Annotated in this window: 13 protein-coding genes; 5 read left to right on the top strand and 8 right to left on the bottom strand. The window is 61.2% G+C overall.

Annotated features, from left to right (window positions below):
• Nucleotides 1-126: 126 nt before the first annotated feature.
• On the bottom strand, nucleotides 127-930 hold the full coding sequence (locus ACIP90_RS19290) for a gamma-glutamyl-gamma-aminobutyrate hydrolase family protein (RefSeq protein ID WP_400581271.1): 804 nt from the start codon (nucleotides 928-930) through the stop codon (nucleotides 127-129).
• A 74-nt stretch (nucleotides 931-1,004) separates the two neighbouring features.
• Entirely contained in the window at nucleotides 1,005-1,166 is a 162-nt protein-coding gene (locus tag ACIP90_RS19285) for a hypothetical protein (RefSeq protein WP_400581270.1), read from the bottom strand.
• 264 nt (nucleotides 1,167-1,430) lie between these two features.
• On the opposite strand from ACIP90_RS19285, the gene ACIP90_RS19280 reads away from it, so the two are divergent.
• Nucleotides 1,431-1,607 carry a hypothetical protein gene (locus tag ACIP90_RS19280; protein WP_400581269.1) on the top strand — a complete coding sequence of 59 codons (177 nt, stop codon included), beginning with the start codon at nucleotides 1,431-1,433 and terminating at the stop codon, nucleotides 1,605-1,607.
• Here ACIP90_RS19280 and ACIP90_RS19275 read toward each other — a convergent pair.
• The 3 genes from ACIP90_RS19275 to ACIP90_RS19265 all read right to left on the bottom strand — a co-directional run bounded on the left by ACIP90_RS19275 (nucleotide 1,589) and on the right by ACIP90_RS19265 (nucleotide 4,455).
• The gene (locus ACIP90_RS19275) at nucleotides 1,589-2,746 is read right to left on the bottom strand and encodes an NAD(P)/FAD-dependent oxidoreductase (RefSeq protein ID WP_400581268.1); all 1,158 of its coding nucleotides are present in this window, start codon (nucleotides 2,744-2,746) and stop codon (nucleotides 1,589-1,591) included. The genes ACIP90_RS19280 and ACIP90_RS19275 overlap by 19 nt on opposite strands.
• A gap of 103 nt (nucleotides 2,747-2,849) precedes the next feature.
• Complete coding sequence (locus ACIP90_RS19270) at nucleotides 2,850-3,530, bottom strand: aspartate/glutamate racemase family protein (RefSeq protein ID WP_400581267.1); 681 nt, start codon at nucleotides 3,528-3,530, stop codon at nucleotides 2,850-2,852.
• 580 nt (nucleotides 3,531-4,110) lie between these two features.
• The gene (locus ACIP90_RS19265; RefSeq protein ID WP_400581266.1) at nucleotides 4,111-4,455 is read right to left on the bottom strand and encodes a cupin domain-containing protein; all 345 of its coding nucleotides are present in this window, start codon (nucleotides 4,453-4,455) and stop codon (nucleotides 4,111-4,113) included.
• Between the two features lie 691 nt (nucleotides 4,456-5,146).
• On the opposite strand from ACIP90_RS19265, the gene ACIP90_RS19260 reads away from it, so the two are divergent.
• The gene (locus tag ACIP90_RS19260) at nucleotides 5,147-5,473 is read left to right on the top strand and encodes a hypothetical protein (protein ID WP_400581265.1); all 327 of its coding nucleotides are present in this window, start codon (nucleotides 5,147-5,149) and stop codon (nucleotides 5,471-5,473) included.
• Here ACIP90_RS19260 and ACIP90_RS19255 read toward each other — a convergent pair.
• Both ACIP90_RS19255 and ACIP90_RS19250 read right to left on the bottom strand, forming a co-directional pair.
• Entirely contained in the window at nucleotides 5,452-5,799 is a 348-nt protein-coding gene (locus ACIP90_RS19255; protein WP_400581264.1) for a cupin domain-containing protein, read from the bottom strand. The genes ACIP90_RS19260 and ACIP90_RS19255 overlap by 22 nt on opposite strands.
• Nucleotides 5,800-6,294: 495 nt before the next feature.
• On the bottom strand, nucleotides 6,295-7,197 hold the full coding sequence (locus ACIP90_RS19250; RefSeq protein WP_400581263.1) for a LysR substrate-binding domain-containing protein: 903 nt from the start codon (nucleotides 7,195-7,197) through the stop codon (nucleotides 6,295-6,297).
• Nucleotides 7,198-7,261: 64 nt separating this feature from the next.
• Between ACIP90_RS19250 and solA the strand changes: the two genes are divergently transcribed.
• The 3 genes from solA (at nucleotide 7,262) to ACIP90_RS19235 (ending at nucleotide 11,318) form a co-directional block, all read left to right on the top strand.
• Nucleotides 7,262-8,551: an N-methyl-L-tryptophan oxidase gene (solA, locus tag ACIP90_RS19245; RefSeq protein WP_400581262.1), complete on the top strand. Its 1,290-nt coding sequence runs from the start codon at nucleotides 7,262-7,264 to the stop codon at nucleotides 8,549-8,551.
• Nucleotides 8,552-8,654: 103 nt separating this feature from the next.
• A complete protein-coding gene (locus ACIP90_RS19240) occupies nucleotides 8,655-9,329 on the top strand; it encodes a haloacid dehalogenase type II (protein WP_400581261.1) in 675 nt (224 codons plus the stop codon).
• Between the two features lie 294 nt (nucleotides 9,330-9,623).
• Nucleotides 9,624-11,318 (top strand): SulP family inorganic anion transporter, encoded by a 1,695-nt coding sequence (locus ACIP90_RS19235; RefSeq protein ID WP_400581260.1) that lies wholly within the window; start codon nucleotides 9,624-9,626, stop codon nucleotides 11,316-11,318.
• 107 nt (nucleotides 11,319-11,425) lie between these two features.
• On the opposite strand, the gene ACIP90_RS19230 is transcribed toward ACIP90_RS19235, so the two are convergent.
• Nucleotides 11,426-13,114: an APC family permease gene (locus tag ACIP90_RS19230; protein WP_400581259.1), complete on the bottom strand. Its 1,689-nt coding sequence runs from the start codon at nucleotides 13,112-13,114 to the stop codon at nucleotides 11,426-11,428.
• Between the last annotated feature and the right edge of the window lie 66 nt (nucleotides 13,115-13,180).

The raw sequence follows: 13,180 nt of genomic DNA, 5'->3' as shown, positions 1-13,180 counted from the left end.
GGCACGGGAAACTGTCCTAGGAAGAGATCCATGCGGTATCGATTGCGTTGGCGGGCCGGCCGTTCCCCTTGGCGCGCCCGTGATTGCCCTCAACCGTGAGAGTAAGGAGCAGGCGTCAGATACGAGTCAGTTTGCAGCCATTTCGTGGGCAAACTCCAGGGAATCCACAGGAGCCGGGCGAAGCCGCGACAGCATCTTGGCGCTGGCCGCCTCCACGAAGCCATGGAACAGCACTTTCTCTTCTGCGAGTTGTTCCGGGTGCCACTGCACCCCCACGCAGAAGCCCGCGCCGGGGTGCTCAATTGCTTCGACTATCTGGTCTTCACTCCAGGCGGTGGCGATGAGCCCCTCGCCAAGGCGGTCCACGGCCTGGTGGTGCGAAACGGGAACGGCTTCCAGTGCGTCAGCCCCCAGAAGCCGGCCAAGCCGGGAATCGCGCCGGATGTCGACTCGGATGCCATTGAACTGGTGTCCGCCCAGCTGGTAATGCCCGGTTCCCAGGACGTCAGGCAGGTGCTGATGCAGGGTGCCGCCGAGCGTGACGTTGAGCAGCTGTTCACCCCTGCAGATGCAGAGAAGAGGAACATCCTGGCGGATCGCCTCAAGGATCAGGGCGGCTTCCCACTCGTCGCGTTCGGGCCGGGGAGAGTCCGTTTCCGGATGCGGCTCCTGGCCGTATCGGGCCGGATCCACGTCCCAGCCGCCAGGTATGATCAGCCCGTCCAGCCTGCTGACCAGATGCTCGATCATGTCCCCGGTCGTGGGCTGCGGCGGGAGAAGGACAGGAACTGCGCCCGCGTCAAGGATGGGCGTGAGGTACTTCTCGGGGAGGAATGCCGCGCGCACGTTGCCGCACCCGTCGGTGCCGGCCCGCTCAAGATAGGTGGTCAGCCCAATGATCGGCTTGATTGCGGTGTCTGCGGCGTTCATGCGCATGTCCTTCCGGGAAAGTTCCTACTGCAAGGCTACGAACGGCATGTGTACGCCGTGTTACAGGGCCGTCACTATTGGGTATCCATGCCAGACTTTGCCTTGGCGCCATCCCCGTTGCCGACGCTGGTCTGCTTACCGGACGTTCTGCCGTCACACATTGGCAGGCCTTCGGTTCCTTCGATGTCCGGCGCCCTGATGTATTCCTCGATCAAACAGTGCTGTACATCGATCATGGTGACGTGTTGACGTCAGCCGGAACGGCGTCCGGACTAGATGCGTGCCTCCATCTGGTGCGGTGCCGTTTGGGTGCGGAGGCAGCGAACCAGGTTGCACGCAGTCTGGTAATCGCCCCACGCCGGGAAGGCGGACAGGCGCAGTACATTGAACACCCGCATCCGCCCCGCTCCTCAGACGACCCGATGGCGCGCTTGCTCGAGTGGGCATTGGGCCGCCTGGGGTGAGCCCCTCGACATCGATCGCCTCGCCGCCCGGCGCACATGAATCGTCAAACCTTCGTCCGCGCCTTCCGGGCTTCAACAGGGGCGACCCCGTCCGCCTGGATACGCACGCGACGGCTCGATGCCGCCCGGCAGAGCCTTTTCCACCACGCGGGGGGTGGTCTGCGGACCAGCCAGGGGGATAGCGGCGCAGTTCTCTATTGCTGCCCGGGATAGCGGGGTGCGGCCAAGACCTGGTGGGGGTAGCTGTCCAAGAGCCTGATGGGCCGAAATTCATCGAAAAGCGGCTCGGGCTCAGAAAATACCTCCGCTGCGACTGCCGGGCCCAAGAACGGGGCCAAGGTCACGCCGCTGTGAGTGGCGACGAGGTAAAGCCAAGGCCTGGACGGGACGGTGCCGATGATACTGCGTCCATCAGTGGGCATGGCTCGGATTCCGACATGGAGTTCCGTGAGGTGAGCGTTTCCTGTGTTCTCCAGGATCTCTTGGAGCCGGCAGATAAACTCGCGTGCCAAATCCGAATCGATGGCAGGGACGGTATCAGCTGTCGCGGTCGCATCAAGATCGAGTGCCTGCAGCAACAAGCGCCCACCGCCAGCGGGGCGGATGTTAAGCTTCGGGCTGGTCAGAATCCGGTCTATGGCTACAGGCAGGGGGTTCGTGACGGCAAGATACCCTACTGTCACATCACCCGGCTCGTGATACTCGGTGACAACCGGACCCAAACCTGCGGCTGCTGTTATGTCATTCGTCCACCGCCCAACGGCACTGATCACGTGATCCACCAGGACACTGGTGCCGTCGCGGAGAATAACGTTCACGCCCTCAGCAATCTCTTCAAATGTTTCCACGGCTGCTCCGACGCGGAGACGAACACCAAGGTCTTTGGCACGCTGGAGTTGGTGACGTATGTAAAGGGCAGGGTAGCAGTGTGCTTCGTTCGGGAAGTGCGCTACGGCCGTGCAATCCTCAGGAACGATCAGGTCCGGGATTAGTTCGCTGGCGGTTGAGCTGCTGATGCTTGTGGCTTCGTATCCCAAATGACCCAACCGTTCCAGTCGGCGGTGGAGTTCGTTGGCGTGCCCAGCCGTAGCTGCGAGTTCGATGTGACCGGTGGGTCGAAACCAGTCCGCGCCGGTGCCGGCAAGGCGGTGATGTGCTTCAAGGCCGGCGCGGTTTAGTTCGTGGTAGCCAACGGGTTCCTTGCCATTCGAGTTAACCCATGCGTAAGAGGTCGAGGAAGTCCCGGAGCCCGGGGAGTCCTTGTCGATGAGAGTCACATCAGCCCCACGGGCAGCTGCCTCGGCGGCGATGGACACGCCAATGATTCCTGCTCCGATAACGGCTATTTTCACGGATAACTCCTGAGGTGGTGGTCATGCGGTTCACAGGCTGTCGTCCGCAGGCTGCATCGGACACAGCTCCAGAAGCTCCTGTGAAGCCGTCAGCGGTAACTGCTTATGAGTCTTTGGAGGGGAAAAGAGCGCTGAGCTGGATCATCCCGGAGTCTGGGGAAGTAAGGACGGTTGGTCCTCCAGGCTGGTCCTTGGTGTGCTCAATGACCCGGGCCATGGATGCTTGGGCGAGAACGACGACATCGCACTCCGCAGCCAGCTCAGAGAAAGCGGCGAGAACCAACCTGTCATGCATCGCCCGGTCACCTGCGCGCAGGGCGGAGAAAGCGCCGTCGACAATTCTGGCGGTAACGATGGGCGTCTTGTTCTGACTCTTGGCTGAATCTTGGACGAGCCTGGTGGTGGGTCCAAGCGTCGCAGACAGAGTCGCGAGCACGCCAACCCGCTCGCCGGATTGTACGGCGAGCGTGGCCATTGGAGTGTCGATTCGCAGGACAGGAATGGAGACGAAGTCGGCGGCGGCGGTTGCCGCTTCGCCGATGGAGGAGCAACTCACTAACAGTGCCTGGGCACCTGATTCCTCAGCGTAGCGGGCATAGTTGACCAGCCGCCGTCGAACATGTCCTGGCGTTGTTCCCCTGGCAATAGTGTCTTGGAGCAATGACTCGTCCACGTAGTGCAGGACACGGAGGCCGGGAACCGTGTCACGGGCCCGGGCTTCCATGTCCGATACCAAGCCAGGCACCGTGTGCAGCATTGCGATGGTGTTCAAGGGTGAGTTCATTATTTTCTTTCTGCTGTTTGCAGCGGCTGATGAAACTGCAGCATCGTGGGGGAGTAAACCGGCTGATAGGCGTCGTCCAGGGCGTGGTCGGTTGGCTCACTTAGTGAAGGAAGCAGGCGGAATTTCATCCACGTTGCCGGCCGCTTGGCGCCATGACGGCAGCGCGCGTGCACTGACGGAATCTTCTGTGATCGTCAGCGTAGACGGAGACGGCCGATAACTGCGGCTTTGACTTTTGTTCAGGTGCAGGGACTGGCGCCACCCGGCCTCGAAGGTAGGACTAGTCATGGTTGGGTCTTTCCCTAATCGAGCGCCGTTATCCCGACTGCAGGTTGTCTCTGGGGCACTACTGTCGGCTGTGTTTCCACAGACCAGCCTACGACACAAGAAGTTGCTGATTATCAGCACAAGAGGGAATGCATTATTTCCACCAACGAAAGAAGCATGGAATGGTCGGCGTCAGGCATAAAAAACTGCTCCCCAGGAGTCGGGACTGATCTCTCAATCCAACTTCCGGGGAGCAGTTCAGCGTGAACAGGGACGCTTGCCCGCTGGGTTTCGCCTTGTTGGTTTTCCGGGATTATTCGGCAGCGGCGGGAACATCCGCCACAACCCACATCTTGCGGACCGTTTCGTGGATGGTCCAGTGACCCTCCCAGCCAGCCGGGGTGACGAACAGGGTACCGGGTCCGATGTCGAAGCTGTTGCCGTCTGGTTCGGTAATGGTTCCGCGCCCGCTAAGGATCTGGCAGATCTCGTCGTAGCCGGGACGAGTGCTCTTAAACTCTCCCGGTGTTACCTCCCAGATGCCGGTCTTCAGGCTGTCCCTGTTCCAAAGACGGAAGGACGCTTCGGTTTGCCCGGCCTGAATCGCGGTTTCCTTGGGTTTGTGCTCCCCTGGGTTCGCGGTTGTTGCATCGCTCATGACGGTCGCCTTGACCATAGCTGCTCCTTCTCGTCTTTTACTCGTTAATGCGTCGTCCCGATTCCGGGTTTGCTTTGCTTCCGGCCAAACGAACGTACCAGACAAGAAGGTGCGGGTTAACTGCACTTTAGGCAATGCATTGTTTCTAACGGGGAAAGAAGCAGGATCGGCCCTAGATCGAACGGCCGTCTACGCCAAGGTCAGGCGCGCGGCCCGATGCCTGCCTTGGCGGTTGCTGGCGCGAGCGGGCAGGCGCGTTGAGCGACGGAGGGACTGCAGCGTTTCGGCACCACGGTTTCCGCGTTGGTCAGCAGTTCGGAGTGTCCTGGCATCCGGTCTGGAGCTATCAAGAGAATCCGCACGGCAGTTAGCAGCTGGCCGGCTGACAGGGTGATGCGTTGCGTCGACGAGCATGCCTCGTCCTCCGCCAGCCCTGACTGCCTCAAGACTCCGGCGTTACATCCGTTTCGCGGCTACGCGAGAACACTGTTGGGTACCGCAGCCATCAGTCGGTCTAGGGCCATCTTCCGCTTCTTTCGTTCTTGGAAACAATGCATTGTCTCAAGTGCAGTTAGTCCCGAGCTTCTTGTCTGGTACGTTCGTCTGACTGGAAGCAAATCAAACCCGGAACCGGGACTGCGTATTAACGAGTAAGAGAGGGGAAGGGGCAGCTATGGTCAAGGCGATCGTGATGAGCGACGCAACAACCGCACATCCGGAGGAGCACGCCCCCAAGGAAGCCGCGATTCAGGCCCGCCAAGCCGCCGCGTCCTTTCGCCTTTGGGCCAGGGGCGACTTCAAGGTGCGTTTCTCTGAGGCAGCTCCGGGAGTGTCCAAGGCCGTCCGGCCCAATGACGAGACGTGCAAGATTCAGAGTGGGTCCGGCACCATCTGGCCGATGACGCGACTCGATCCTGCTGCGGTGTCGGAGACGCGAGCGGGCCGCACCCTCTATGAGGGTACGGCCCGCCAGTCTAGCGATAGGTCAGACGACGATCAGTCGAAGCCGTGGCAGTAGACCTTGCGAACGGTCTCAAGGACTTCCCAGCGGCCCGTCCAGCCCTTGGGCTGCACGACAACGTCGCCGGCAGTGACCTCATACACGTTGCCAGTGCCATCGTCGGTGACCCTCACGCGGCCGCTCACGATGTAGCACAGCTCGGTGTCCTCGCGGGGGGTAATGTTCCAGCCGCCGGGCTGGCACTCCCAAACACCGGTCTTGACCTCGGTGTCGAACTTCAGGATTGCCGTCTTGGGGTCACCTGAGTCGTAGCCGGCGCGGTGGCCATTGGGCTCGAGCTCGCCCTGAACCTTTGCTGCAGGGACATATACGTATGGACGCATGATTTTCCTTCCACTGGGTTGTGAATTGTTGACGATTCTACTCTATCGATCAGTAGGGGTCTATCCCACTCCCGGTCCAAAACTGCCCTTGACATCGTTGCCGTCGGCTGCGTCCCCTAAAGCTCAGGCCGGCGTCCTCGAGAGGGCGCCGGTACAGCTCTAGGACCGTCGTCGTCGAGGGCGCCCTCGACCTCCACGACCGCACCGCGTGGCGCATGGGTGGGGGTCGCCACGATCCAAGACCCGGGCCCGCGACGCTATGGCGTGTCTCCTAATCCCTTGAGCCTCAGGGTGAGGGCATCGGCGCGTCGTCAGCCTGCCGAGCGTCAACGAGCGGGACCAGGGCAGGGGGAGGGGGAGTCCGGCGGCGACCTCGTGGATCTTCGTCCTCAGTTCGCCCCCGCAGCGACCTGGGGCGTGATTGGCCGGTTCGTTAAACAGATTCTCGTAGTTCGACAGGTCCCCCATGCATCGGGGGAGGCCGGCCTATCCACATTAAGAACCTATCCTCGCCGCAAGGCCATGCCGAAGATGCTCAATGGCCGCTGTGATCCTCTGGGGTGTCCTGGCCGTGGCGGGGTAGAGAGCGTAAATGTCGGCGCTGGGGGTCGGGACGTCTGGAAGGACCTGCTGAAGTACTCCCTGCTGGATCAGCGGGTTGACGTGCCACGTGGAGCGCATGATCAAGCCGAGGCCCTGGATGCACCAGTCGGTCACAACATCCCCGTCGTCGCTGATCATGCTTCCCCTGACATCAACGTACTCCTGCTGCTTCTCGCCAAAGCGCCACAGTGAGTAATCGCCGTTGTTTTCTCGAAGGACTATGCAGTTGTGCCGTTCCAGGTCCCTGATGGTCCGCAGCGGCGGGGCACTGTCAAAGTAGCTGGGCGCCGCGCACACAATCCTCCGGTTCGGTGCCAGGAGTTTTGCCTTAAGCCTGGAGTCCGACAGTCCTCCAACACGGATGGCGATGTCGAAATTTGTACCCGAGATGTTCAAAGGCAGCGGAGAAAGCTCCAGGTCTATCTGGATCAATGGGTGCTGCCGGACGAACTCCCCCAGGAGCGGCGCAATGTGCTTCCGGCCGATCCCCAGGCTCGAATGCACAGTAATGCGTCCCTTGAGCTCGCCATGCTGCACGGACAGAGCTTCTTCCAGATCAGTTTTCTGCTGCAGGATGCTCAGAGCGCCAGTCGCATACAGCTCCCCTTCTTCGGTGAGGGTTAGCCGACGGGTGCTGCGGCGGACCAGTGGTACCCCCAGCCGCGACTCAAGGGCGGTAAGGCGTTTGCTCACCGCTGAGACCGACTTTCCCCAGCTCCTGGCAGCTTCAGTAAGGCTCTGGGAACGGGAAATCTGTTCAAAAAACTCCAGGTCATCGATCGATGTGAGGTCCATTTAGTACTTCTTTCGTTTTTGGCAACAATGCATTCTCTCATGTGCGATTACTCAGCATCTTCTTGTGTCGTACGCTGGTCTGACTGGAAGCGCAGCCGACGGTAGGCCCTTCAGAGGCAGACCCGGGACCGGGACAACGGCTTGCAATAAGGGAAAGCAAGGTAGAAGCATGACTGCACTGGAAACAGACGTTGTAATCGTCGGAGTTGGCTCGGTAGGAAGCATGGCGAGTTGGCAGCTCGCCTCCCGTGGTCAGCGGGTCATTGGAGTAGACAGGTTTTCGATCCCCGGCCCCTTCTCTGCCTACGCCGGCGAATCGCGCCTTTTCCGCAAGGTGTACGCGGAAGGCGGGCACTACACGCCCCTCTTGCAGCGGTCACAGGATCTGTGGCGTGATCTGGAGAAAGTCAGCGGGACACGGCTGCTCAACACCACGGGCGCTGTCACCATATATGACGAGCACAATCCGCGGTTGGCCTCGCTGCTTGCGGCCGGGAAAGACAATGGCCTCGACTACGAAATTCTCCGGGGCCACGAGGCGCGGGCAAGGTATCCCGAACATGTGATCAGGGACACGGATGTCACGATCTTTGATCCGGAGGGCGGCTACCTGAAGTCTGAGAGGGCCGTGACAACCGCTCTGGCCGAGGCCGCACGTCTTGGTGCCAAGTTCCTGGGAAACCGAAAAGCGCACAGCGTTGAGAAGTACGGTGACCGGTACATCGTCCGGACCGATCAGGAAGAAATCATTGCCTCCCGGGTAATCGTCTCGCAGGGCAACGGTGCGGGAGCCGTTTGCAAGGAACTCGGTGTTCACCTTTCCGTTCTGCCGCAGATCCTGACATGGTTCCCCGTTGTGGATCCAGCAGCGTTCTGCAGGGAAGACATGCCGGTCTTCCTCAGGAGGGCGGAGGAAGACGGAAGGTCGGACAACGCCCAGTTCTACGGATTCCCGAGCGCTGACGGTTGGACAGTGAAAGTCGTCGCGAGCATATTTCTGGACGAGGTTGAGTCCATGGAGAAGCCTCCTACTTGGGATCCTCAGCATTTGGACACCATCCGGGCATGGGTCCGGGAATTCATTCCGGGACTGATTCCGGAGCCGGTGCGGGTTGCCACGTGCGCGGACGGTCACTTACCCGATACGACCGCGCTGTTCGGCACAGTGCCCGGAATGGAAGGCGTCCTCGTGGCGGCCGGTTTCTCCGGCCACGGCTTCAAGATGGCTTCTGCACTGGGAGCCATAGCCGCCGACCTCCTGCTGGACGGAACAACGGCAACCGACGTCAGTTTCATGAACCCAGCACGGTTCCTCGGACCCGATACGCGACTCACGTCACTGGCTCTGAGCTAAGTACCAATCATTCAACAAAGGTGATCCGCTACGTATCGCCATTATTTGAAACCTGAAACCTCAGCCCCCAAAAAAATACAAGATAACAAGGAACGAATTAATCATGGCAGACACGAACTTCCGGCCGAAGTACATCTCTTATGACGTCTACGGCACGCTGATCAACTTCACCATTTATCCCACCACGCAGCGACTGCTCGACGGCCGCATCCCAGACGAGCAGTGGTTGGCCTTTAAGAAGGTTTTCCGTGCATACCGGTTCGACGAGGTCAACGGCGACTACAAGCCCTACGAACAGATCCTTCAGGATGCCTTTGACCGCGCAGGCAAGCGGTTTGGCATTGGGCCGACCCCCGATGCCGGCGCAGAGCTCGCTGAAGCTGTACGCAACGCCGTTGCCCACGAGGACGTGCCGGCTGCGCTGAAGCTCCAGGGCGACAACTACAAGCTGGTGGCTCTGTCCAATGCGGACGACAGCTTCCTGGACATCAGCATTCCCAAGCTTGGCGCAGATTGGCACGCCGTGTTTACCGCTGAGCAGGCCGGGGCCTACAAGCCGCGCCTCCAGGCGTTTGAGTACATGCTTGACCAGCTCAACGCGACCCCGGAGGACTTCCTGCATGTCTCCTCTCACCCTCTGTACGACCACATCCCGATGTACAACATCGGTTTCCGCGACCTTATTATGCTGGACCGTGGCGCTGAACCCTTCGCCGAGGGCTACAACATCTTCACGGTTAAGTCCCTGGACGAGCTCAACAAGCACCTCGGTCTCTAAACCCGGTTCAAAATCAGGCGAGGGGGACTGTCCAGATACTGCCTAACCTGCGAGGGCCTGAACACGGCATTGTGCCGGGTTCAGGCCCTCGAGCTTTGTTGGGACTCTTTCGACGTTTTGCCCGGATATATTCGTGCGATGCCGCGCCAGGGGAATGCCGCGCCAGTGCTAATGGAGCAGTAGCTGCTGGAACCCCCGTTTCACGCCCTCCGTACTGTCGTCGCGCGCATGCCCTCCATCGGGGATAACGAAGTACGCTGCTGTCCTGAATACCGGAGGAGACCGGAGGGACGCATGGCCGCAAAGGATGGTTCCGAAGCCGCGCTGAAAACCAATCCAACCAATGGGTTCCGGCGGAAAAACGTAGTGCCGGATGTGACTGCCGGGCTGTTGCTGTGCGCCTTTCTGGTTCCTGCAGGCATGGCATACTCCACAGCCTCCGGTCTGCCGCCGGTGGCCGGGCTCTACGCCTCGATCGTCTCCCTCATCGTCTACGGCCTGATCGGTCCCTCACGGGTGCTGATCCTGGGCCCGGATTCAGCGCTGGCTCCCCTGATCGCAGCAGCTGTGATTCCCCTGTCAGGAGGCGACCCGCGCCGGGCCGTTGCGCTGGCCGGGCTGCTGGCAGTCTTCGTCGGCGGCTTCCTGATCCTGGGCTACTTCCTAAAACTTGGCTTCCTGAGCAACTTGCTGTCCAGACCGATCCGAACGGGTTACCTGGCCGGGTTGGCCGCCGTCGTCGGGCTTAGTCAGTTGGCGGGTCTCCTCGGCAGGGATTCCGACGGCGCCAATGAGCCCTGGAGCCAGCTCTCCTCCGCTCTTGACCGCGTGGTGCGGGGCGATTTCAATGTCGTCGCCGCACTCATCGGTGGCGCAACCATCGTCATACTGCTCATGGCCGCTCGACTTCCGCCGAACTTCCGGCTCCTAGGCATCATCGTGACGGTTGGGGGTTCCATGCTGGCGTCCGCCACCCTTGGCCTGGACAAGATGCTGCCCGTTGTGGGTGCACTCCCATCTGGCCTCCCCATGCCCGCGCTTGGCGGGTTCGGCTGGGGCGACGTGACCGCGCTGGCAGGTCCTGCTGCCGGAATCGCCCTGCTCGCCTTTGCCGATACCGCTGTTCTCTCCCGCAGCCTTGCCCAGCGCCACGGCGCGAGGGTGGATGGGGGCAAGGAAATGCTGGCTCTAGGCAGCGCCAACGCAGCTGCCGGTGTCCTGGGCGGGTTCCCCATCTCCGCCAGCACATCCCGCACGCCGGTGGCCTTGAACGCCGGCGCACGCACCAGGTTAGCTGGTCTGTCAGCGGGAATCTGGCTACTGGTATTCATGTTGACATTGCCAGGGGTGACCGCCCACCTGCCCTCCAGTGTCTTGTCAGGCGTTGTCATTGTGGCAGCAGCTTCGATGGTAGACGTCGGGGGCATGAAGGGCCTCATCAGAAGCAGCCGGATAGAAACCGCCCTCATGGCTGGTACGTTCGTGGGCGTGCTGGTGCTCGGAGTCTTGCCGGGCGTGGTCCTCGCGGTGGTGTTGTCGCTTGCTGTGTTCGTCCAGGCAGCGTTTTCTCCTTACCGGACCGAACTGGTTAAGGTTGAGGGAAGGCCGGGATTCCACGACATAACCCGCCATCCGGAGGGCCGAAGAATTCCTGGGCTGGCCTTGATCAGGTTCGATGCGCCACTGTTCTTCGCCAATGGTCAGGTCTTCGTCGAGCACGTTCGGGATATCGTGGACGTCTCGCCACAGCCGGTCCACTGCGTCATTGTGGCCGCCGAGGGCATCACCGGGGTGGACACCACCGCCGTCGAACACCTGGTTCAGCTGGACGAAGACTTGGAGCACAAAGGCATTAGCCTGGTCTTTGCCGAACTTAAGGGGCCAGTGAAGGATAGGCTGGCTAAATTTGGATTGGCCGACCGCTTCGATCGGTCCCACCATTTCTCCACCATCGAGAGCGCAGTCGACCACTTCAGCGGGCAATCATGATGTTTGCAGGGCTTTCGTCAACGCCCGGCGGGCACCCCTCCGCCGGTGACTCTGGCGAAGAGATGCCCGTCCGGGGCTGCGGTGCTCAGTGTCGTCGGGAGCGAATCCTATGACCCATTCTTTGACGTGGCACCATTGGCTGTGAGCGCGTCAGGGATCTCACTTTCAATGTCCGCGGAGGACCACACGGCTCCGGTTTGGACAGGATCCGACGCCCGCTCATTGGCAGCCGCACTTACGGTTTGGGCGGAGCCCGGAGACGGATGTGCTGCGGCGGCCGCGGCGTGCTCGGCGAGGACGCCTGTCTGGTGGCGGATCTTCACGCGGTAGAGCAGCGCGCCGCCGATGGTCACGGCAGCGACGAACATGACCCCGCCCCACTGCAGGTACCACTCAAAGGGCGGCATCGAGTTGTAGATCTCCGGCCGCGGCCAGATCAGGTTCAGGGTCATGGCCCCGCCCCAGAGCACTGCGAGGATGTTCACGGGCAGACCCCACTTACCGAGGCTAAATCCCGCTTCTGCCCCGTCGTCCTGCAAAGGCCACTTCTTCAGGAACCGCCGCCGTAGCATCGGCACGGTGACCAGCAGGTAGGACAGGTAAATCAGGACGATGCTGATGCTGGAGAGAATGGTGAAAATTGCCGGCTGGGAGATGTTAACAATCAGCGGCATGATCGCGATGAGTCCAATGACGATGGCCGCGGCAGTGGGGGTCTTCCGCTCGGGGTGCACCTTGCTGAGCTGCCGGCTGAAGGGCAGGTTGTTGTCCCGCGCCATGGCGAACATCATGCGGATGGCGGCGGCGTGGACGGCGAGCGTGCAGACGATCACCGCCACGACAATGCACACCAGGAAAGCCTTGCCGAACGGGCCGCCCAGCACGGAGAGCACGATGTACTGCAGACCGCCGTCGGCGGCTCCCAGCTTGGGGTCGTTCAGGTCAGGGGCGGCCAGGAGACCGCCGAGGAGGATCAGGCCGCCGAGTACGAAGGACGCGGTGATTGCACGGAGGATGGCTTTGGGAGCGGTCTTTTTCGGGTCCTTGGTCTCCTCGCCGAGGGAACTGGCTGTGTCGAAGCCATACATCACGTAGCCGGACGCCATGGCGCCGATAAGGAACACCCCGAAGAAGCCAAGGTCATGGTCCTCGCCGAAGCCTGCGGTGTCGAAAAGAACCTCAGGCCCGCGCACCACATGCCAGGCAAGGGCCAGGATGAGGAGCACGGCAGCGGCGAGCTCCACGAAGACGCCGATGCTGTTGATCCTGGTCATCAGCTTCACGCCGAAGGCGTTGATCAGCGTTGAGATGCTGATCATGATGCTGGCCAGCAGGACGCCGTTGACGGCGAAGTCGTACGGGCCCGTTCCGTCTCCGATGATCTGGAAACCGGACCAGATCTGCGGCAGGGTGAGCTGCAGCGCAAGGGCCACGGCGCCAAGCGCCACGATCGAAGAGATCAGCAGCAGCCAGCCGGCCAGCCAGGCGAAGGTCCCCGACGAGAGCTGTTTGGCCCAGTTGTAGACCGACCCGGCCACCGGGTAACGGCCGGCCAGTTCAGCGAAACACAGGGCCACCATGAGCTGGCCCGCGAAGACGAGGGGCCAGGACCAGGCGTAGGCCGGTCCGGCCATCGAGAAACCAAAGTAAAACAGCTGAAAAACACCGGTAAGGATGGAGATGTAACTGACGCCTGCGGCGAAGCTGGCGAACTTGCCGATGCTCCGGTCCAGTGTCTGGGCATAGCCGAACTCGTCCATGCCGCTTGAATCAGTACTCTTGCTCGGTTCCAACATCTGAACTCCTAAGTCAGAAAAGCACGGTGGTGATGACCCGCGGCCGCCATTGGACGCGAGCGAAAT

Source organism: Arthrobacter sp. NPDC093139, assembly GCF_044754165.1.
Taxonomy (GTDB): domain Bacteria; phylum Actinomycetota; class Actinomycetes; order Actinomycetales; family Micrococcaceae; genus Arthrobacter.
This window is presented reverse-complemented; position numbering and strand designations above follow the sequence as displayed.